The organism is Kosakonia sp. R1.Fl (genome assembly GCF_023516815.1).
In the GTDB taxonomy this organism is placed as follows: domain Bacteria; phylum Pseudomonadota; class Gammaproteobacteria; order Enterobacterales; family Enterobacteriaceae; genus Kosakonia.
On the sequence record NZ_JAMGSQ010000001.1, the window covers coordinates 4,039,951 to 4,061,204 of the forward strand.

21 protein-coding genes are annotated in these 21,254 nt (G+C 57.2%); 8 read left to right on the forward strand and 13 right to left on the reverse strand.

Features of this window, described 5'->3' with window-relative positions; translation table 11 throughout:
• Positions 1–18: 18 nt before the first annotated feature.
• The 8 genes from M8Q36_RS19065 to sad form a co-directional block, all read right to left on the reverse strand.
• A complete protein-coding gene (locus tag M8Q36_RS19065; RefSeq protein WP_249881965.1) occupies positions 19–543 on the reverse strand; it encodes a GNAT family N-acetyltransferase in 525 nt (174 codons plus the stop codon).
• Between the two features lie 79 nt (positions 544–622).
• Complete coding sequence (locus tag M8Q36_RS19070) at positions 623–1,591, reverse strand: sensor domain-containing diguanylate cyclase (RefSeq protein ID WP_249881966.1); 969 nt, start codon at positions 1,589–1,591, stop codon at positions 623–625.
• Positions 1,592–1,693: 102 nt separating this feature from the next.
• Positions 1,694–2,686 carry a sensor domain-containing diguanylate cyclase gene (locus tag M8Q36_RS19075; RefSeq protein ID WP_249882814.1) on the reverse strand — a complete coding sequence of 331 codons (993 nt, stop codon included), beginning with the start codon at positions 2,684–2,686 and terminating at the stop codon, positions 1,694–1,696.
• A 190-nt stretch (positions 2,687–2,876) separates the two neighbouring features.
• Positions 2,877–4,319, reverse strand: coding sequence for a GGDEF domain-containing protein (locus M8Q36_RS19080; RefSeq protein WP_249881967.1), 1,443 nt, complete (start codon positions 4,317–4,319; stop codon positions 2,877–2,879).
• A 70-nt stretch (positions 4,320–4,389) separates the two neighbouring features.
• Complete coding sequence (locus M8Q36_RS19085) at positions 4,390–4,752, reverse strand: DUF4186 domain-containing protein (protein WP_016496160.1); 363 nt, start codon at positions 4,750–4,752, stop codon at positions 4,390–4,392.
• The gene (glsB, locus tag M8Q36_RS19090; protein ID WP_249881968.1) at positions 4,752–5,678 is read right to left on the reverse strand and encodes a glutaminase B; all 927 of its coding nucleotides are present in this window, start codon (positions 5,676–5,678) and stop codon (positions 4,752–4,754) included. Before glsB ends, M8Q36_RS19085 begins: the two co-directional genes overlap by 1 nt.
• Positions 5,679–5,743: 65 nt before the next feature.
• Positions 5,744–7,333 (reverse strand): methyl-accepting chemotaxis protein, encoded by a 1,590-nt coding sequence (locus M8Q36_RS19095; RefSeq protein WP_249881969.1) that lies wholly within the window; start codon positions 7,331–7,333, stop codon positions 5,744–5,746.
• 100 nt (positions 7,334–7,433) lie between these two features.
• Positions 7,434–8,822 carry a succinate-semialdehyde dehydrogenase gene (sad, locus tag M8Q36_RS19100; RefSeq protein WP_249881970.1) on the reverse strand — a complete coding sequence of 463 codons (1,389 nt, stop codon included), beginning with the start codon at positions 8,820–8,822 and terminating at the stop codon, positions 7,434–7,436.
• 104 nt (positions 8,823–8,926) lie between these two features.
• On the opposite strand from sad, the gene ptrR reads away from it, so the two are divergent.
• Positions 8,927–9,805, forward strand: coding sequence for a putrescine utilization regulator PtrR (ptrR, locus tag M8Q36_RS19105; protein ID WP_249881971.1), 879 nt, complete (start codon positions 8,927–8,929; stop codon positions 9,803–9,805).
• Here ptrR and M8Q36_RS19110 read toward each other — a convergent pair.
• Positions 9,759–10,238, reverse strand: a complete 480-nt coding sequence (locus tag M8Q36_RS19110) for a GNAT family N-acetyltransferase (RefSeq protein ID WP_249881972.1) — start codon at positions 10,236–10,238, stop codon at positions 9,759–9,761. The genes ptrR and M8Q36_RS19110 overlap by 47 nt on opposite strands.
• 150 nt (positions 10,239–10,388) lie before the next feature.
• On the opposite strand from M8Q36_RS19110, the gene M8Q36_RS19115 reads away from it, so the two are divergent.
• Entirely contained in the window at positions 10,389–11,333 is a 945-nt protein-coding gene (locus tag M8Q36_RS19115; protein ID WP_249881973.1) for an L-lactate dehydrogenase, read from the forward strand.
• A 9-nt stretch (positions 11,334–11,342) separates the two neighbouring features.
• On the opposite strand, the gene M8Q36_RS19120 is transcribed toward M8Q36_RS19115, so the two are convergent.
• The 3 genes from M8Q36_RS19120 to dtnK are packed head-to-tail and all read right to left on the reverse strand — an operon-like array spanning position 11,343 to position 14,332.
• Complete coding sequence (locus M8Q36_RS19120; protein ID WP_249881974.1) at positions 11,343–12,104, reverse strand: DeoR/GlpR family DNA-binding transcription regulator; 762 nt, start codon at positions 12,102–12,104, stop codon at positions 11,343–11,345.
• A 1-nt stretch (position 12,105) separates the two neighbouring features.
• Positions 12,106–13,092: a D-threonate 4-phosphate dehydrogenase gene (locus M8Q36_RS19125; protein WP_249881975.1), complete on the reverse strand. Its 987-nt coding sequence runs from the start codon at positions 13,090–13,092 to the stop codon at positions 12,106–12,108.
• Positions 13,085–14,332, reverse strand: a complete 1,248-nt coding sequence (gene dtnK, locus M8Q36_RS19130; RefSeq protein WP_249881976.1) for a D-threonate kinase — start codon at positions 14,330–14,332, stop codon at positions 13,085–13,087. The genes M8Q36_RS19125 and dtnK overlap by 8 nt, the downstream gene beginning before the upstream one ends.
• Before the next feature lie 174 nt (positions 14,333–14,506).
• Between dtnK and M8Q36_RS19135 the strand changes: the two genes are divergently transcribed.
• The 6 genes from M8Q36_RS19135 (at position 14,507) to M8Q36_RS19160 (ending at position 20,365) form a co-directional block, all read left to right on the forward strand.
• Positions 14,507–15,643 (forward strand): iron-containing alcohol dehydrogenase, encoded by a 1,137-nt coding sequence (locus M8Q36_RS19135; RefSeq protein ID WP_249881977.1) that lies wholly within the window; start codon positions 14,507–14,509, stop codon positions 15,641–15,643.
• Between the two features lie 22 nt (positions 15,644–15,665).
• Positions 15,666–16,550, forward strand: a complete 885-nt coding sequence (locus M8Q36_RS19140) for a dihydrodipicolinate synthase family protein (protein WP_249881978.1) — start codon at positions 15,666–15,668, stop codon at positions 16,548–16,550.
• A gap of 75 nt (positions 16,551–16,625) precedes the next feature.
• A complete protein-coding gene (locus tag M8Q36_RS19145; RefSeq protein ID WP_249881979.1) occupies positions 16,626–18,050 on the forward strand; it encodes a sodium:solute symporter family protein in 1,425 nt (474 codons plus the stop codon).
• Between the two features lies 1 nt (position 18,051).
• Complete coding sequence (locus M8Q36_RS19150; protein WP_249881980.1) at positions 18,052–19,212, forward strand: sialidase family protein; 1,161 nt, start codon at positions 18,052–18,054, stop codon at positions 19,210–19,212.
• A 3-nt stretch (positions 19,213–19,215) separates the two neighbouring features.
• The gene (locus tag M8Q36_RS19155; RefSeq protein ID WP_249881981.1) at positions 19,216–19,686 is read left to right on the forward strand and encodes a NanQ anomerase/TabA/YiaL family protein; all 471 of its coding nucleotides are present in this window, start codon (positions 19,216–19,218) and stop codon (positions 19,684–19,686) included.
• Position 19,687: 1 nt separating this feature from the next.
• Positions 19,688–20,365, forward strand: coding sequence for an SDR family NAD(P)-dependent oxidoreductase (locus M8Q36_RS19160; RefSeq protein WP_249881982.1), 678 nt, complete (start codon positions 19,688–19,690; stop codon positions 20,363–20,365).
• Positions 20,366–20,416: 51 nt separating this feature from the next.
• On the opposite strand, the gene M8Q36_RS19165 is transcribed toward M8Q36_RS19160, so the two are convergent.
• Entirely contained in the window at positions 20,417–21,208 is a 792-nt protein-coding gene (locus M8Q36_RS19165) for a PhzF family phenazine biosynthesis protein (RefSeq protein ID WP_249881983.1), read from the reverse strand.
• Positions 21,209–21,254 lie beyond the last annotated feature (46 nt).

Here is a 21,254-nt window from a genome sequence, read left to right on the forward strand (position 1 = left end):
ATGTCTTATTGGCGCGAATTATAAGAACTTGTAAAAAATTGTCGTCGCCGTCACATTTCCGTCCGGCATCAGCGCGAAGCGCGGGATTTCACCCACCCGCTGCCAGCCGCATTGCTGGTAGAAATGTTCCGCCCCGCTCCCGGTGGAAGTATCCAGCACCAGCACGGTTTTACCGTGCGCCAGCGCCTCACTTTCCAGCGCATCCATCAGACGGCGCGCCAGCCCCTGGCGGCGGGCTTTTTCATGTACCAGTAACTTTGACACATCGGCGCGATGTGGCTGGTTTTCAGGCTGTTCCAGCACCACCTGCACGGTGCCCACAATTTCCCCTGTATCGTCTTGCGCCACCAGCACAATGCGTTCCCCGCGCGCGGCACTTGCGGCGACGCCGGACCAGAATTGCAGGGATTTCTCACGCGAAAGCGGATGCATGAAGCTGACAGAAGCCCCGCCGGAAACGCAGTTTTCCAGCACTTCGCAAAGGGAATGAATCTGTGACGCGAGCGCTTCGCCCGCCAGCGAATGGATATGATAAGTGGTCATTTTTGTTCCTTAAAAACAACCACTATCAGCTTTACAACTTATTAACACAAGCCCGGCAAACATAGCTTTTTTTGATGGTTCAGCGGCCGCGATGGTTGCGCTCTTTCATCGCATACATCTGTTGATCTGCCGCCTTCATCCACGGCTTCAGTTCACCGCAGCCATCATGGTCAAACTCGCTGATCCCCCAGGAAAACGCCAGTTTCCACGGTTTACCAGAGGTCTGATTCCACGCCTCAACCTGTTCGACCAGATGCTGCATCGCAATCCATGCACCCTGCTCATCGGTATCGGAAAAGACAATCGCGAATTCATCGCCGCCATAACGCACTCGTAGATCCGCTTCGCGCAGGCTGGCAGTCATGACCGAGGCCATCGCTTTCAGCGCTTCGTCACCTTCGCCATGGCCCCAGGTGTCGTTAATCGTTTTAAAATTGTCGAGATCGATCCACGCCAGCGTTAGCGGTTCCGCGCGTCGACGCGCGCCCACAATGGCGAACTTCGCCAGGCTTTCAAAACCGCGCCGGTTAAATAAACCGGTCAGTTCGTCTGTGGTCGCCGCACTCATCACCGCGAACTCGTCTTCAACGATCATGGCGAAATCTTTCAGGTAGTCCCGTTCAGCGTCCGTGAACTGCCGTGCTTTGCCGTCCACCAGACAGAATGAGCCAACCACCGCACCGTCCGGCAAACGTAATGGGTGCCCCGCATAGAAACGAATATCCATCTCGCCGGTGACCAGAGGATTATCGGCAAAGCGATCATCGCCGTGGGTATCCGGAATAATTAACGGTTCAGTATGCAAGATGGTGTGACCACAAAAGGTAATCTTACGCGGCAGCGGTTCGCGCACAGTACCCGACGTGGATTTGAAGAAGAGCATCTCTTCATCAACCAGCGTGATCAGCGCCGCGCGGACATCGAACATGCGCTTAGCCAGCCGGGTAAGGCGGTCAAGACGCTCGGTTACGCCGGTTTCCAGAAGCCCGGAGTCGCGCAGCGACGCCAGTCGTTGTTCCTCATCTGCGGGAATAGCAGGTATTTTCATAAGGGGCCGTTTCCATTCTCAGGCTGTTAATGCGCAACACTATAAAAAGTGTCGTTAATTTCACGGCATACAGCATAAAGCGTAGCTTATTCAGCACGTTTGTCAGTGCGAGTAGATCTGGTTTTTTCCCAGCCGTTTAGCCTGGTACAGCGCGTCGTCTGCGGCTTTTAACCAGTCGGTAACACTGTGCATTTCCGGTAGCGCGCTGGCGATACCGATGCTCAACGTACATTTGAACGCATGCTCCTGCATCACTGTCATTACCGCAGCCGCATCCATGATCCGGGTTGCCACCGCATACGCCTCTTCGGCTGGCGTATCGGGCAATAAAATCACAAATTCATCGCCACCGAGGCGCGCGGGCGTGTCCGTTGTGCGGGTGGCAATATGCAAAATTTTCGACACGGTGACCAGTAATGCATCGCCAATTTTATGACCAAAGCGGTCATTCACCTCTTTAAAATTATCAATATCGATAAACATCAACGAGGAGTGGCGCGGCGTCACGTGCAGTTTTTCCAGCTCGTACTGGATCCGTTTTTCCAGCAGGCGGCGATTAGCGATATCAAGCAACGGATCCATCATCGCGATACGCTCAAGCTCGCGGCTTTTTATCCGCAACCTGACGGCAATGCTGTCGGTAAGTGCGCTGAGCGCCAGAATATAGATGCCGATGAGCGGCAACGTGGCGAACATCGTTCGCTGTGTCACCTGCAACTCCAGCGGTAAACCGAGCGCCAGCCAAGTCAGTAAGAACGCCGCAAGCATGGCCAGTGCTGCTTTACGCATCAGCACAAACCCACCCGCCGATAAGCGGTCAGAGAGCAAAATAGTGGCAATCACCACCGACGGCAGCGGGTTGACCGCCATTAGCGCAATCCAGAATCCGCCTGCGCCAGCGTCAAAGACCAGGTGTTGATGTTCAATTTGCAGCGGCATCTGCGCGTTGCGCGCGCGCAAAAACGCGACGGTAGGCCATATAAAGGCATTGGCGCACAGCAACACTACGCTCCACACGGGGCGATGCAGTTCAAGAAGGACGGAAAGAATGGGGAAAAAGCAGAGTAGCGTTCCCAGAATACGCATCAGATACATCCGCCTGGCAAAACGCCTGCCTGGGATCCGCTCGTGTTTATTCAAATTATCCGATCCGCTCATAACGCGATGATTCCGCTACGTATACGCAATAATAGTATTGACGATAAAAATTAGTAGCAAGCAATTTAATAAGTTATCGATATTAATTGCCGCTATCGTCATCACCAGCTGCGACACGCGCGGGGAATTATCCGCCGATAGCACTTCCCGCGATTTCCGGCGCGTTATGTTCAGCATCTGTTATGCAGTTACGCCCGCGTTTTTTCGAGCGGTAGAGATTTTCATCCGCCACCGCCAGCAGCGCGTTGAACGTTGCCGTTAATTGCCCGGCATCGGCTTGACCATGGCTGATACCAATACTGACGGTTAAATGCAGCGTTTGCTGCTGCCATTTGAACGGATACAACGCCACTTTTTCGCGCAGCGTTTCCGCCAGTTGTTTTCCTTCACTGGCGTCTTGTGTTGTCGCCACGACAGCAAACTCTTCTCCGCCCATGCGGGCGAGCACACCGCGCGCGCCCAGCGCCTGCTGCACTTTTCGCGCAAAGGAGGTCAGCACCCGATCGCCACATTCGTGACCGTAGCTGTCATTGACACTTTTGAAGTAATCAATATCCAGCAACATCACGGTGATGTGTTTGTTGGCAAAGCGCTTTGCGTCGCGATTTAACGCCTCATACAAACCCGAGCGCGAGTAAACGCGGGTCAGGAAATCGAAATCGGCGCGCAGGGAAACCTGATGCATCAGACGGTTTATCGCCTCAACGCTGACCGAGACAATCACCGGGCAAATGGCCATGGTGGCAATCCCCAGGCGCGCGGAGAACATATGCGGGATCTGCAGCGGTGAACTGACGAAAATATTGATATGGCCGCTGGCGACCAGAATTATCTCCAGCCCGCCGGTCAGCAGCGTCACCAGACATGTCAGCGGCAGAGAGTAACGCACCGCACACCAGATCAGCGCCGGGAGCGGAAACGCCAGGCTGCCTGCGCCGCCAATCGCGACCGACGCGACAATCGATACGCCAACGGCGAGCACCGGCATTACATTACGTATCTCGACATTCAGCGGTTTACGCGGCCAACTCATGGTCAGCATACAAGGCAGGATCAGCACGCCTGTTGAGAACTGCTCGCCAAACCAGTCGGCCAGCAGCAGGCCAAACCCCTGACCATTGATCCCCACGGAGCCCAGCGCGCCAAAAAACGCGCACAGCAGCGCGGCAAGCAGACAGTAGCCAAAGAGTTTCAGGGCGTTAACCGGCTCCGGCGCGTTGATCATCTGGTTACGTTCAAACCCGATAAGCTGCGCCATGGTGATAATAAACACCATGTTGGAGAAGTTGATAATCAGCGACGCCATGCCCCAGGTGGTGGTGATGGCGTCATACACCAGCATGGCAACATAGCTAATCAGATAATATTGCCAGCGCTGCAACCAGGCATAACGCGCGAAAACACCGGCCATCACCGCATTGAGCGGCCAGAAGAGGGAAAGTTCTTCCACCAGGCGCATCATCGCGCCCAGCAGATAAAACAGCGTTGTCAGGACAAACACCATGATCGCATTGGTGTACGGCGTCTCTTGCCGAAAAGGGCGGAAAGGGGATGAAAAAAATGCGCGCATCAAATCTCAATCCATATCACTAACGTTGCTATCGGCCCGCAACACGCGGGACAGGCTTACACGGCGCTTTTCAGCGCGGCGCATTCATCTGCATTACCAGCCACTGGTAAATCACCGCAACAATGTAGTGTTGTTGCGATTCCGTTAGCGCCTGACCATGCGGGATGTTGTGCCACTTTTCCAGACATCCCCGGCAGCAGGTAGCCGTGGCATGCTGAGCGATAAACACCGGGTGGCCGCGCATCGGCGTCTGTTTGCCATCATTTTGTGGGTACGCTGGCGCAAGGCGTTTCGCGACAAAATCCGCCGCATGGGATGCAATCACCTCCGCACCTTTATCCAGACAGTACTGGCGCTCTTTCACCCCGAGGCGAAAACGCGAACGGAATGTTGACCGTCCCAGCCGGGCAAACAACGGCGCGAAATCATTCATCAATAGACCGATCTCCCCAACTTGCGCGTTAACGCTTCCAGCACCGCAACACCAGCCAGTGAGTTGCCCGCTTCATCCAGCTCCGGGCTCCAGACCGCAATTGCCATCTCATGCGGCACAATCGCCACAATGCCACCGCCGACGCCGGATTTCGCCGGTAACCCGACGCGCCAGGCAAACTCTCCGGCGTTCTGGTACATACCGCTTGTCGCCATCAGGGCGTTAATCTGCCGAGCCTGCATCGGCGTCACCACCGGCGTTGCCTGCTGCGCGCTGTGTCCGCCATCGGCGAGAAATAAAAAGGTGCGCGACAATTCGGCACAGCTCATTTTGAGTGCGCAATAGTGGAAATAGTTCTGTAACACAGTGGCGACATCGTTATGAAAATTACCGAAGGACTTCATCAGCCAGGCAATAGCCATATTGCGGGCGGAGTGCTCGAATTCAGATCGCGCGACCATGCTGTCGTAGGCGATATCCGGCGCGGCGCAGAGTTTGCGCACAATTTCCAGCATGCGCTGGCGCGGCGCGCTAAGGCGGCTTTGCAGCATATCGCACACCACCAGCGCCCCGGCGTTGATAAAGGGATTACGCGGCTTGCCCTGCTCGATTTCAAGCTGTAACAGTGAGTTAAACGGCTGACCGGAGGGATCTTTGCCCACCCGCTGCCAGATCTCCTCTTCCGCGTAGTGGTTCATCGCCACCACCAGACTCAGCACTTTGGAAATTGACTGAATGGAGAAACGCTCATCGGCATCGCCCGCCTGGAAGTGTTCGCCCTGCACGGTGCTGATGGCAATGCCCAACTTGTTGCCGCTCACCGACGCCAGCGCCGGAATATAATCCGCAACCTTGCCGCGCCCCAACAGCGGGCGTACTTCAGCGAGCACCGCCTCCAGTACGCCATTATCCATCACCGTTGCCACTCTGACTCCTTGCTACCCACAGGCCAAAAATGGCCTGCGAGTATAACAGAGGCGAATGTATTGCGTCAGGCAGGAAGTCGAAAACGCGCAACCGCTTGCATCAGTTGATGAGAATCATTGTGCAATTTTTCCGACGCTTCGGTGGCCGTTGAGACCAGTTCCCCGGTGCGACGGGCAACGTTGTTAAGCGAGTGCAGGCGGCGCGTCATTTTGTGAATGCTGTCGCCCTGGCTGAGGGTGGCGGCAGAAATTTCGCTCAGTACGCCGCTTAAATGCCCGACCAGCCCGGTGACCTGCTGCAGGTTATCCTCAAGGCGGCTCACCGCCTGGGTGCCGTCGTTGATGCCCTGTAAGGAGTGGTTAATCAATTGCTGAATGGTTTGCGTGGAGTGGCTGCTCTTGCGCGCCAGCAGCCCCACTTCTTTCGCCACCACCGCGAAGCCGCGGCCGTGATTGCCGGCATGCGCCGCTTCAATCGCCGCGTTCAGCGCCAGAATATTGGTCTGGAAAGCGACGCCATCAATCATCGCCACAATGTTGCGCATCTCCGCCGAGCGCTCGACAATCTCGCGCATCGATTGATTCACCGTATCCATCATTCGATCGCCACCGGCGGCGACTTCCCGCGCCTCATCGGCCTGTTTGCGCGCTTGTTCAGCAAAACCGGTATTACCTTCCACATGCGATTCCAGCGTAGCGATATGCTCGGTCACATCCGTCAGTTCCTGCGCCTGTTTCGCCGACTGCTGATACAGCGACTGGTTATCCTCAGCGAGGCGGCGAATGGTATCGACCATCGATGATGTGGCGTCGCTGACCTGCATCACCAGTTGCTGTAATCCCTGCTGCATGGTGCCGATGCTGAGGCCGAGCTGGTCGACTTCCCGGTTAAAGCGTTTCACCGGCGGCAATGGCGTACCCAGATCGCCTGCCGCCAGAATATTGATGTGCGCTATCAGGCTGCGTAGCGGGGTAATCACCCAGCGCGACATGGCAAACCAGACCAGCACCGCAATCACCACCAGCAGCGCAGGCACCAGCACAAACACATGCTGCAATTGCGCAAGGTTAGCCATCAGTGCCTGGCGTCCCTGCTCGGCGCGCGCTTCGCTGGCCTGCTGGAAACGGGCATAGTTGTCATTGAAATCCGCCTGAAACGCCTGCGCCGGCACGGCGAAGAAGGCGTCAATCGACTGGGTTTTCACCAGCCCGTCGGCCTGCTCTTTTAGCGCGCCGTAGAAAAGCTGATAGCTGTTAATCAGCGACTCATCTTTAGGCGGGTTGAGCGCCAGCCACGCTTGCCAGGCTTTTTGCGAGATTTCCAGTGCTTTATGGGTTTCATCCATCAGGCTGTGCCAGCTCCCTTCCGAGCCGGTTTCTTTATCCTGCATAAAATAGACGCCCGCCCGGTTGAGCAGATCGCTTGCCGTCAGGAGCGCAATGCGCGCTTCGTCGACCCGCACCTGTTGCAGGTGCGCTTGCTGGTTGAGTTGTTCATTATGCTGGGCGTTACGTAGTGACGCGGAAAGGACAGACGAGGAGGCGATTTGCAGTGCCGAAAACAAGCCAATAATGCAGAAAATCCCGGCGAGCAAACCAAACTGTCGTGGAGAAACGCGCCGCAAAATACGGCGGAAAATTTGCTTTAAGTTCATGATATTCTTCTATAACCACAAAGTTGCCGTGAGTCTACAAAAGGATCATGACAGGTCCATGACAGCCAGCAGTGACGCGCCCCGCCGGGGCGCGTTTCGCTTACAGACGATCTTTCCACACCGTCTGGATATTGCAAAACTCATGCAGGCCGAAGTGCGAAAGCTCACGGCCAAAACCACTCTTTTTCACGCCGCCAAAGGCCACCCGGGCATCGCTGGCGCTGTAGCCGTTGATAAATACACCGCCGCACTCAAGCTGTTCGGCAAAATGTTGTGCCTGCGCAGGATCGGCGGTAAAGACGGTAGCCGACAAGCCGAAATCACTGTTGTTCGCCAACGCCAGCGCATGCTGTGCATCGCGCGCGGTTGCGATAGCGGCGACCGGGCCAAACAGCTCCTGGCGAAACGCCGTCATCTCTGGTGTCACACCGCTCAGCACGGTGGCCGGGTAGTAATTCCCCTCGCCCGCCAGTTTCTCACCGCCGAGCAGCAACGTTGCGCCCTCGTTGATGCTGGCTTCGACCTGCGCATGCAGCTCGTCACGCAGATCAAAGCGCGCCATTGGCCCGAGATAATTCTCTTCCTCGTCCGGCGTGCCCTGTTTTAACGCGGCGGCGGCGGCAACAAATTTCTCGGTAAAGGCCTGGGCAATGCCCTCTTCGACGATAAAACGCTTGGCGGCGGCGCAGACCTGTCCGGTGTTCTGGTAACGCCCTGCTACTGCGGCTTTCACCGCCAGTTCAAGATCCGCATCGTTGAGCACAATAAAGGGATCAGAACCGCCGAGTTCAAGGACGCATTTTTTCAGCGCCGCCCCGGCCTGCGCGCCAATAGCGGCTCCCGCGCGCACGCTGCCGGTTACGGTAATGGCGACGATACGCGGATCGTTAATCGCCTGGCTCACGCCGTCATTGGTAGCATTCACCCAGCCAAAAACGCCCTGCGGAACGCTGGCCTCAGCGAAGATCTCACCCATTAACGCCGCGCAACCCAGCACGTTTGGCGCATGTTTCAGCAGGTAGCTGTTACCCGCCAGCAGGATCGGCACCGCACCGCGCAGCACCTGCCACAACGGAAAGTTCCACGGCATCACCGCCAGAATCGGCCCCAGCGGGCGGTACTCAATGGTTGCCCGCTGCTGTTCGACCTGCGTCGGCTCACTGCCCAGCATCGCCGGACCATGATCCGCGTACCAGTCGCACAGCGCGGCAGATTTGTTCACTTCCGCGCGCGCCTGCAAAATCGGTTTGCCCATCTCCTGGCGGATCATCTGCGCCATCTCTTCCCCGCGTTTGCGCAGCGCATCGCCGAGGCGACGTAAGGTTTGCGCACGTTCGCTGACCGGCAACAGCCGCCACTGGCGATAACCGCTGGTAGCCAGTTCAATTGCCGTATCAACCTCTTCACGGCTGGCCCAGGGGGTTGTGCGCAGGGTTTCGCCGGTGGCCGGGTTGATGGAAAGCGCGTGCGTGATTGAGGAAACAGGCATAAATACTCCGCTAAATGTGTTCAGGACTTGCGCAAGGATGGCGCAATTTGTTATTTCTGAAAACTGAATAATATTAACCACCCTGTTCACGAAGAGAGAATGGCATGGATTTAACCCAGCTTGAGATGTTTAACGCCGTGGCGCAGACCGGCAGCATTACCCAGGCAGCGCAGAAGGTGCACCGCGTGCCGTCAAACCTGACGACGCGCATTCGCCAGCTGGAGTCCGATCTCGGCGTGGATCTGTTTATCCGCGAAAACCAGCGCCTGCGCCTTTCTCCCGCCGGGCACAGTTTTTTGCGCTACAGCCAGCAGATCCTCGCGCTGGTCGATGAAGCGCGGATGGTGGTCGCCGGTGATGAACCGCAAGGGCTGTTTTCGCTCGGCGCGCTGGAAAGCACCGCCGCGGTGCGCATTCCGGCGACGCTGGCGCAGTACAACCAGCGCTATCCGCGCATTCAGTTCGATCTCGCCACCGGCCCTTCCGGCACCATGATTGATGGCGTGCTGGAGGGGCGGCTCAGCGCGGCGTTTGTTGACGGCCCGATTATGCATCCCGGCCTGGAAGGCATTCCGGTTTACCGCGAAGAGATGATGATCGTCGCGCCTGTCGGTCATGAAGTGATTACCCATGCGGCTCAGGTGAACGGTGCCAGCATTTACGCGTTTCGCGCCAACTGCTCCTACCGCCGCCATTTTGAAAGCTGGTTTCACGCCGATCGCGCCACGCCCGGTAAAATTCATGAAATGGAGTCTTACCACGGCATGCTGGCGTGCGTCATTGCCGGAGCGGGTCTGGCGCTGATCCCGCGCAGCATGCTGGAAAGCATGCCCGGTCATCACCAGGTGGAAGCCTGGCCGCTGGCGCAGAACTGGCGCTGGCTCACCACCTGGCTGGTGTGGCGGCGCGGCGCGAAAACCCGCCATCTGGAGGCGTTTATTGCCCTGTTGAATGCGGCTCCGCAACCAGCGACTTCTGCATAAAAATACTCAGCGGATCGGCGCTGTACGGCGCGAACGCCTCACAAATTTGATACCCGCAGCGCTGATACAGTTTCACTGCGGCATGCTGTTCAATGCCGGTTTCCAGCCGCAAGGTATGACACGATTTCCTGGCCGCCGCCTGCTCCAGCGCCGCAAGCAATTTTTCCCCCAGTCGCTGGCCGCGATGGCGGGGATCGATAAACACCCGTTTCATCTCGCCGCTGCCGTCGCTGTTCAGTACCACCGCGCCGCAGCCAACGGCCTCGTCGTGATGCATAATTTTGCGCAAAATCAGCGTTCCGGCGGGTAATGCCGCGAGATCAAGCAGATGGTTACTCTCTGCCGGGTAAAGTGCGCTCTGGTAGGCGTCCAGAGCAGCAATTAGCGCAATCAGATCCGGTTGCGTGGCCGTGGCATCAACGATGCGGTACATAGCGGGCTCCTTGTTATTAGCCTGTTAAAAATAAACAAGAATTTGCTACCTATGTCATATGAATAACCTATAGCACCGCCTGACGAGATTGCGCTCCGAAGAATATAGGTTGTACCTTACGCAACATACGATGCAGAAAATGGAATATTCATGAACACCAAAGCCCGGAAAGTGATGATTATCGGCACAGGCAATGTCGGCGCATCTGCTGCTTATGCCCTGCTGAACCAGAACATTTGTGAAGAGTTAATTCTGGTGGATTTAGACCAGCAACGGGTCGAAGGCCACGCCCAGGATCTGGCAGATGCCGCCGCGTATATGCCCGGTATGATGGCCATTTCCACCCGCCCGGTTGAAGAGTGCGCGGACGTGGATATTGCGGTGATCACCGTTTCCGGCGGCGCGTTAAAGCCAGGGCAAACCCGCCTTGATGAGCTGGCCAACACCGCGCGGATCGTTAAAAATATTGTGCCGGCGATGATGGCAAACGGCTTTAACGGTATTTTTCTGGTGGCAACCAATCCGTGCGACATCATTACCTGGCAGGTGTGGAAAATTTCCGGGCTGCCGCGCAACCAGGTGATTGGCACCGGCGTCTGGCTGGATACCACTCGCTTACGCCGCGCACTGGCCCAGGCGCTCGATATTGGCGCGCAAAGTATTGATGCGTTTATCCTCGGCGAGCATGGCGACACCCAGTTTCCGGTGTGGTCGCACTCGTCGGTGTACGGTTCGCCGATTGCCGATGTTTACCGGCGCAAAACTGGCCAGCAACTGGATGTCGACGCGCTGGCGGACAAAGTGCGCCGCCACGGCTTTGAGATTTACGCCCGTAAAGGCTGTACGGAGTACGGCATCGCCGGCACCATCGCCGAGATCTGCCGCAATATCTTCACCGGCAGCCACCGCGCACTGGCGATCTCCTGCATTCTGGACGGGGAGTATGGCGTCAGCGACGTGGCGATTGGCGTACCGGCCGTGCTGGCGCAAAACGGCGTGCAACAGATTATTGAACTGCAACTGGAAGGTGACGAAGTGGCAAAATTCAACCACTCCGCTGATGTTATTAAAGCGAATATTGCCCGCTTGCCCTAACTGACACCGTTAATCGGCAAAGGTTAACCGGCCTGGCAAAGTGGCAAGCTGCTGGCGGATCTCGGGGCTAAGCTGCGTATCGGTAATGATATCGGTCAGCGAATCGAGATTCGCCACGTTAAACAGCGACCACGCACCGTATTTACTGCTGTCTGCCAGCAACACCCGGCGTTTTGCATTGACGATCAAATCGTGTTTCAGCGCCGCTTTCTCCTCGGTCGGCGCGGTGATGCCGCGCTGCAAATCCCAGCCGTTACAGCTGACAAATGCCAGATCCGGCCAGATATTTTGCAGCAATTTACGCCCGTGCTCACCAATGCAGGACTGGCTGGAATCATCAATGCGCCCGCCGATGATCGTCACTTCTATCTGTTTGAATTCCGAAAGAAACAGCGCAATGTGCAGATCGCTGGTGATCACCCGCAGCGGCAAGTGCGTCAGCTGGCGTGCCAGCTCAATCATCGTTGTTCCGGCGTCAAGCACAATGGCGTCGCCCGCTTTCACCAGCGCTGCCGCCGCACAGGCAATGGCGTGTTTCTCCGCCAGGTTGCGCTGCATTTTCTCGCTGGTGGTAGGCTGCGAGGGGATAAACCGGTTCAGCGTGACGCCGCCGTGCGTACGGCTGATTACCCCTTCCTGATCGAGCTTAATCAGGTCGCGGCGAATGGTCGCCGGTGAAGCGTCCGTGGCGGCCACGAGTTGATCTACCGTCACCAGATTATGCCCTTTCAGATAGTCCATAATCTGCTCTAACCGGTTATATCCCTTCATATTATTCCCGTGTAATTTGCATCGCTAACTGAATGGATACCGCCATGCTTTCCGCTTTCGCTTTTCCGCGCCAGGCAATATCAAATGCGGTGCCGTGATCCGCAGAGGTGCGAATAAACGGCAAACCCGCAGTGATATTAACGCCATCGTAAAAGCCCAGCAATTTTAACGGAATATGTCCCTGATCGTGGTACATCGCCACCACCATGTCATACATCCCTTCATGGCACTGCATAAACACCGTATCCGGCGGACACGGCCCGCTAACGTTCAGCCCTTCAGCTTTCATCGCCTGTACCGCCGGGCCGACAATCTTGATCTCTTCATCGCCAAACAGACCATTTTCCCCGGCGTGCGGATTGACGCCCGCCACCGCAATACGCGGGTTGTCATAGCCAACGCGACGCAGGAACGTATCGGCGACGCGAATCACCGTTTTCACCCGATCCTGATTAAGGGTGTCGAGAAATTTTCGCAGCGCGATATGAGTGGTGATATGGATGACTTTCAGCTTATCGGTATACAGCACCATGGCGTAATCTTTGCTGTCGGTCAGGTGCGCCAGCAGTTCGGTATGCCCCGGATAATGGTGCCCGGCTAAGTGCAGCGCTTCTTTATTCAGCGGCGCGGTGGCGATGGCTTTCACTTCGCCTTTCATCGCCAGTTCGGTCGCTCGTTTCACACAGCGGTAGGCCAGATCCCCCGCCTGCGCCTGCACCACGCCCGGTTGCAACCCGGCGGGATCGGTCAGTGGTTCGTCAATGACGTTAATGATGCCGGGGGCAAAACGCGCGTCTGCCACCTGCTCAACCACTTTCAGTTCGGCATGCGGCGTGATATTGAGTGCCAGAATACGTTGCAAGGTTTGCGCACAGCCCACCACCACGACCGGCGCACCGGATAACTCTCCCTCGACCAGCGATTTAATAATAATTTCCGGGCCAATACCCGCCGGGTCGCCCATCGTTACAGCAATGATATTAGTCACTCGATTTCTCCTCGATAAAATGCAGAACCTTAAGCAAGGTAGTTTCGTCACCAAAGCCACCCGCTTTGGTCATCACCGGTCGTTGCCATTCGCAACCTGAAAAATAACCCCACGGTACGCACCCCGCGGCGCGTCCCTGGATACGAAAACTTGTCGCCCCTAACGCCTGTGCGACCGCCACCGCCACATCCCCGCCGGAGAGATAAAGCGCGGCGGGCTTCACCTCACGCAAAACGTCACAGGTGAGTTGCGCCAGAAACGTGCAGATACGCTCTCCCAACTCGCTACGGCTTACGCCCAGCCGCGCACAAAGTGCCACTATCTGATGGCGCGCCTGCTCATCCGGGCAGGTATGGACAATGCAGTGTTTCCCTTGTGCCAGCGCAGCAACAATTGTCTGGCGATATGCAGGTTGTGCGGCGCTAAACACCGTGTCGATATCAATCAGCAGATGTTCCACGTTCGGTTGCTGCGCGACGCGCGCCACCTGCCGTTGAGCGATTTCACTCATTGAGCCGACCACCGCCAGCATCGCATGCGGCTTTTCGGCCGCCAGCCTGCGCGCCAGCGCGTCGCATAACCCGGCAGAGCCGACCAGCAGCGGCGTTGTGGCAGCGTTTGCCGCCTGAGCGATGATCGCATCAAGATCGTCATCACTCTGTGCATCGACCACCAGCAGCAACGGCGTATTTGGCGTGGCCTGTGCGAGTGCTTTTGCCAGTTGCGCAGGCTGCACATAGCGACACGCTGCACTGTTGTGGGCTGCCAGCAGTGCGCCAATATCGGCGCTGGTCACCGGCGTTTTCGGATCGCTGGCAAACTCGGTTTGCGTGAGCAGTTCGCCATTGACATAGCACTGACCATTACGGGTGATGCGCCCGGCTGCCGGAAACGCCGGGGCAATGATCACCGCCGCCGCGTTGCAGGCTTGCCTCATCGCCGCGACTTCCGCGCCGACATTGCCGCGCAACGTGGAGTCGATCTTTTTCACCAGCCAGCCGGGGTTGTAGCGTGCAGTTATCTCGTTGGTGTATGCCGTGACGCACGCCATTGCCTCGCTCACGCTTAGTGCGCGGCTGTCGCTGTTAAAAATGATCGCCTGCGCCGTACTTACAAACGGCGTCGTCAATGCGACATCCACCTGCATCCCGGTTTGCGCCAGGCTGACGCCCGCATCATTCGCGCCGGTAAAATCATCGGCCAGCATCACCACCTGTTTGTCCACGCGTTGTTCGTTCATCCCTTCTCCGGGTCATTATGCACTGGATATGATTATATTCAATCATTATTGATTATATGTGAGCAAGATCAACTTATTCAGTTTGCGAATAAATTATAAATTTAGGCCATGTAGTGACGGTGATGAATAAAAGATGATTGAGTTCAATCACCATAACAGAGACAGGAGAAGGTTGTGGTAACGATTAACAGCACCCTGATAAGCGGCGCGGGGGCAATCCCGGCGATTACCCCGCTGCTTGCGGGTAAAGAGAAAGTGTTACTGGTCAGCGACGGCAACATTATCAAACTGGCTGCCACCCAGCAGATCCGTGTATTGCTGGAGACGAACGGTCGCCGCGTGCAACTTATTGATAATGTTCCGCCCGAACCCAGCCAGCACGATGTGGTGAATATCGTGCAAAACCTGCACGACGCCGCCGTGGATCTGGTGGTGGGCATTGGCGGCGGCAGCGTGCTGGATGTCGCCAAACTGCTGTCGGTGTTATGCCACCCGGCATCACCGGGGCTGGACGCGCTGCTGGCGGGAGAAAAACCGACTGACCGCGTTGCTTCGCTGCTGATCCCCGCCACCGCCGGTACCGGCTCGGAAGCCACGCCCAACGCCATTCTCGCCATCCCAGAGCAGGACACTAAAATCGGCATTATTTCACCAGTGATGCTACCGGATTACGTGGCGTTGCTGCCGGAGCTGACCACCAGCATGCCCGCGCACATCGCCTCTTCTACCGGCATTGATGCCCTGTGCCATTTGATTGAGTGCTTCACCGCCACTATCGCCAACCCGGTGAGTGACAATGTGGCGCTGATCGGTTTAGGCAAATTGCTGCGCAATATCGAAACGGCGGTCAATGAACCGCACAACCTGACCGCCAGGCTGGAGATGCTGTGGGCCTCTTATTATGGCGGCGCGGCGATCACCCATGCCGGAACCCATCTGGTGCATGCACTTTCGTATCCGCTCGGTGGCAAATACCACCTGCCGCACGGTGTGGCGAACGCCATTCTGCTCGCGCCATGCATGAAAGTGGTGCGCCCCCACGCGGTAGAGAAATTTGCCCAGGTGTGGGATCTGGTACCTGATGCCGACACCACGCTGAGTGCGGAAGAGAAATCGCATGCGCTGGTGGCGTGGTTTGCCGCGCTGGTAAAACGCCTGAACCTGCCCGACAACCTCGAGGCGCTCGGCGTGCCGCGCGAGGATGTCCCGGCGCTGAGCGACGCCGCGCTAAACGTCAAGCGCCTGATGAACAACGCCCCATGCACCGTCAGCCACCAGGACGTGCAGGCTATTTATCAGACGCTGTTTTAACCCCAATTCGAGGGAGTGAGTCATGAGTAAGCAGATTAATGGCGTGCTGACCGCCATCGTGACGCCTTTTGACGCTGACGGGGACGTTAACCCGCAGGCGCTCAAACAGCAGATCAACCGCCAGTTGGCAGCCGGAAACGGCATTTTTTGCGGTGGCACCAACGGCGAATTTTTCGTGCTGAATGAGCAGGAAAAAGTGGCCGTCACCGCGACCTGCGTCGATGAGGTTGCCGGGCGTATGCCCGTGGTGGCGCATATCGGCGAGATCGCCACGCGCGACACCATTCGTCTGGGTAAGCAGATTGAAAAACTGGGTGTTGATGCGGTATCGGTTATCACGCCCTATTTTGTGCCGCTGAAACAAGATGAGTTGATTGCCCACTACACCGCCGTGGCGGATGCGTTAAGCGTTCCGGTCTTTCTCTACAACATCCCGGCGCGCACCGGTAACACCATTGAACCGCAAACCGCCCGCACGCTGGCGGCGCACCCGAACATCATCGGCATCAAAGACAGCGCAGGCAGCTATGAAAGCCTGAGCGGTTTTTTGCAGGCAGTGAAGGATTGCGAAAATTTTGACGTGCTGAACGGCCCGGATTCGTTAATCCATCAGGGGTTTGTTGACGGCTGTTCGGCCTGTATTTCCGGTCTGGCAAACGTCGCGCCGCAGGCGATCAACGCTATCTGGTCGCGCTTCAAGGCCGGGGATATCGACGGTTCCCGTGCGGCACAGGAGAACGTTACCGGGCTGCGCACCGATCTCTACCGCGTCGCGTTCTCTCCGGCTGCGGTGAAAAAAGCGTTACACATCATGGGATACGACGTTGGCGACAGCCGTTACGCTGTCACGTTTAGCGAACAACAACATCAACAGATCCGCCAGATAGTGACCCAGTACCTTCACTGATAGCGGGATTAATCGTCATAAGAAAACCGGGCGCCTGCGGCGCTCAGGATTCACTCGCCCTGAAGAGAGGCAAAGATGAACACCTTTACTGCTCAAGATACCCTGATAATCGTTGGCATTGTGGTGGCGTATATTCTGTTCACCACCTGGCTGACGTTTCGCTTACGAAGCAAGAACACCGGCGATTTTATGGAAGGCTCGCGCGCGATGCCCGCCTTTATCGTCGGGATTTTGTTGATGTCCGAATACATTGGCGCGAAATCCACGGTAGGCACCGCCCAGGCCGCTTTCGAAGACGGTTTTGCCGCGTCGTGGTCGGTTATCGGCGCGGCGATTGGTTTCCCGCTGTTTGGCCTGCTGCTGGTCAAACGCATCTATAACACCGGGAAAATCACAATCTCTGGCGCGATCGCCGAAAAATATGGCAACAGCACCAAAAATATTATCTCGATTATCATGATTTACGCCCTGCTGCTGGTTAACGTTGGCAACTACGTGAGCGGCGCGGCGGCCATCTCGACGGTGCTGAAAGTGAACCTGCCGGTGGCGGCATTTATCACCGCGATTGTCAGTACTTTCTATTTCGCCTTTGGCGGCATGAAAGGCGTGGCGTGGGTAACGCTGCTGCACAGCGCGCTAAAATATTTCGGCATTCTGGCGATCATGGGTTTTGCCCTGTCGAAAACCGGCGGTTTCACACCGATGATCGAAAACATGCCGAAATACTACTGGACCTGGGACGGCAACTTCGGCGCGAGCACCATTTTTGCCTGGCTGATTGGCACTATTGGTTCCATCTTCTGTACTCAGTTCGTGATTCAGGCGATTTGTTCGACCAAAGATGTGAAATCAGCGAAGCGTTCCACCTGGGTCGCCTTCTTCTTCTGTTTGCCGATTGCGCTGGCCATTGCGGTGATTGGCGTGGCGGCGAAATACCTGCACCCGGAGATCAACAGCCTGTACGCGATGCCAATTTTCTTACAGGACATGAACCCATGGGTGGCCGGTTTAGTGACAACGTCACTCGTTGCGTCGATCTTTGTCAGCGTCAGTACCGTTGCGCTGGCTATCGCCTCGCTGGTGGTGAAAGATTTCTACGTGCCGTACCGCAAACCTACGCCGGAACAAGAGTTTAAGACCACTCGCTGGTTGTCGCTGCTGATTGGTTTCCTGCCGCTGATTTTCGTGCTACTGGTGCCGGAAGTGCTGAAACTCTCCTTCTTTACCCGTGCCATCCGCCTCTCTATCTCGGTGGTCGCGGTGATCGCGTTCTATGCCCCGTTATTCAAAAGCGCGCGCGGTGCCAACGCTGGTTTGATCGCCGCCTGTGTGGTGACCTCAGTGTGGTATCTGCTCGGTGACCCGTTTGGTATTAACAATATGTATATCGCGCTGGTAACCCCGGCCGTGGTGATGGTGCTGGACCGCTTAATCCCGAATAAAGCGGTACAAAAAACGGTAAATAACGCGCCCACCCCTGTTCGCAACAATGGAGTTTGATATGTCCGTAACGGTAAATCGCGATGGTGTGTTACGCCCGCAAGCACAAGACGCTCAGGTTGTGACGGCAATGCTGCCGTCACCCTGCCCGCAAAATCACGCGGCCAATATTCTGCCGCTGCCGGATGGCACGCTGATGTGCGTCTGGTTTGGCGGTTCGCAGGAAGGCGTGGCGGATATTTCGGTATGGAGTTCGCGGCTGGCACCCGGGGCCTCCGCCTGGAGCGAGGCGGTAAAACTCTCGGACGATCCGACCCGTTCCGAGCAAAACCCGGTGCTGTTCCTCGCCCCGGACAACGTGCTGTGGCTACTGTGGACCGCGCAAATCTCCGGCAATCAGGACACAGCGATTGTGCGCTATCGCCAGTCGCATGATTTTGGTGCCAGCTGGGGTGACATTAACACCTTGCTCGACAAACCTGGCACCTTTATCCGCCAGCCAATCACCGTGCTGGACAACGGCAACTGGCTGTTACCGGTCTTTTATTGCCGTACCCAGCCCGGGGAAAAATGGGTTGGCAATGACGACATTAGCGCGGTGAAAATCTCATCCGATCAGGGCAAAAGCTGGCGCGATGTTGACGTACCGGAAAGTCTCGGCTGTGTGCATATGAACATCACCGCACTGCCAGGCGGGCAACTGGTGGCGCTGTTTCGCAGCCGCTGGGCGGACAACATTTACTACAGCCAGTCGACCGACGGTGGCGAAAGCTGGTCGGTACCGGAACCGACGACATTGCCAAACAACAACTCCTCGATTCAGGTAACAACGCTTGCCGACGGCGCGCTGGCGCTGGTGTTTAATCACATGAGCGCCGCCGGAGCCAGCGAACGCCGCGCTTCGCTGTACGATGAAATTGACGACGGTGACGGGCGTAAAGAGCCGACAGTGACCAGCGGGCGCAGCGCGTTCTGGGGCGCACCGCGCGCACCGATGACGGTGGCAATCTCGCCGGATGGCGGTAAAAGCTGGCCGTGGCAGCGCCACCTGGATGAGGGCGACGGCTACTGCATGACCAATAACTCGCAGGAAAAACTCAACCGCGAGTTCTCCTATCCGAGCATCAAACAGGGCGCGGACGGCAAGCTGCATATCGCCTACACCTATTTTCGCCAGGCGATTAAATATGTGCGCATCGCACCGGACTGGGTAAAGGAGTAACCGATGATTGTGGGCAACCTTAACGCCCTGCCGCTGGCAGGTTTACCCTTCCCGCTTCGCGCGATCCTTACCTTGCCGCAATGTTCACTGGCGGCGTTACAGGCACGGGACGACGGGCGCTGGCAGCCGGAAAACGCCGACTGGTTTTGCACCATCGGACCGGCGAACACACAGCCGCAGGCGCAGCGCCACACGGAATATCACGCCCTGTGGGCCGATATTCAGGTGGTGCTGGCAGGTGAGGAGCAAATCAACGCCGGAACGCACTACGCCGCGCGGGAAGAGGATGAGCAGCGCAAACCGGATCTCTACATCACCACACACGCGCTCTTACCGGTTAGCGTGACGTTACGCGCCGGGGATTTCGCCGTCTTTTTACCCGGCGAACCGCACCAGGCGTTGTGCGCTGTCGATGCGCCCATGACGGTGCGCAAAGCGGTGTTCAAAGTGCCGCGCACACGGCTGGAGATCTGAGATGTCGCATGCCGTAATAACCGGTGCCAGTTCGGGTATTGGCGAAGCCATTGTCGATAAACTGCTGGCGCAAGGCTGGCAGGTGACCGGTTTATCCCGCTCGCTGGTAACGCGGGCGGATCCGGCGTTTCGCAGTGTGCAGGTTGATCTCGGCGACAGCGAGGCGTTGCGCCAGGTGATCGCCACTCTGCCGACACCGCAAGCGCTAGTCCACGCCGCAGGCATGATGGCCGCCGCACCGCTTGGTGAACTCGATCCCATGACCAGCGAGCGTCTGTGGCGGCTGCATGTGCAGGCGGCAGAAACGCTGGTCAACCATTTTGCGCCCCGGATGTCGCAAGGTGGTCGAATTGTGGTGATTGGCAGCCGCACCTCGCGCGGCGCGGCGGGCCGCTCGCAGTATGTCGCCACCAAAGCGGCGCTGGTGGGGATGGTCAGAAGCTGGGCGGCAGAACTGGCACCGCGCGGCATCACCGCCAATGTTGTGGCACCAGGAGCAACGCAGACGCCGATGCTCAGCGCGCCGGGGCGGGAAAGCTCGCCGCCGAATGTGCCGCCGATTGGCCGCTTAATTACGCCGCAGGAAGTGGCAGCGCTGGTGAATTTTGTCTTATCACCAGATGCGGCCGCCATCACCGGGCAGGAGTTGGTGATATGCGGCGGTGCGTCGCTGAAGTGATGTCTGCGCAGTGCAGGAAGAGATTCGCCCGGCGTGACTGCCGGGCGGCTTTTAGCGCAGGAACACTTTGCCCAACAAATAGAGCGTTGCCTGGCCGCCAATCAGCACGCGATCGCCGCGCCATTCACAGCGTAAATCGCCGCCGCGCGCGGAAACCTGTCGCGCCTGCAGGCTGTTTTTACCCAGTTTTTCGCCCCAGTACGGGATCAGCATGCTGTGCGCCGAACCAGTCACCGGATCTTCCGCCACCGATTCACCCGGGCAGAAGAAGCGGCTGACAAAATCGACGTTCTCACCGGGCGCGGTCACGCAGACCATTTTGCCAAGCGGTTTCATTGCCGCGATATCCGGCGTTAAGGCTTCTACCTGCGCCTGATTTTCCAGCACCACCAGATAATCCCGCGCCACGCGCACTTCTTTGGCGCGTTCAATGCCGAGCGTTTTCAGCAGCAGCGCCGGAACCTGGCTTACCGTTTCCGTCGACCAGGCCGGGAAATCCAGCGTCAGCCAGTCGCCGTTGCGGCTCACTCTAAGTTCGCCGACAAAGCGGGTGGTGAAGAGGATTTCGGTATCCGGGTAATCGAGATATTCAAAGATCACGTGCGCAGCGGCGAGAGTCGCATGGCCGCAGAGATTGATCTCATCCTGGGTGGTGAACCAGCGCAGCTCAAAACCGCTGTCGTTACGCACGAAGAAGGCGGTTTCGGACTGGTTGTGCTGCTGCGCCATGCGCAGCAGCACATCATCGGCTAACCATTCGGTCAGCGGGCAGACGGCGGCGGCATTACCGCCAAAAGTGTGGTCGCTGAAGGCGTCGACCATATAAAAATCGATGGTTTGCATAGCATTTCCTCTTTTTCGTCTTCTGTTTTTGAGCGCTATTCGGAAA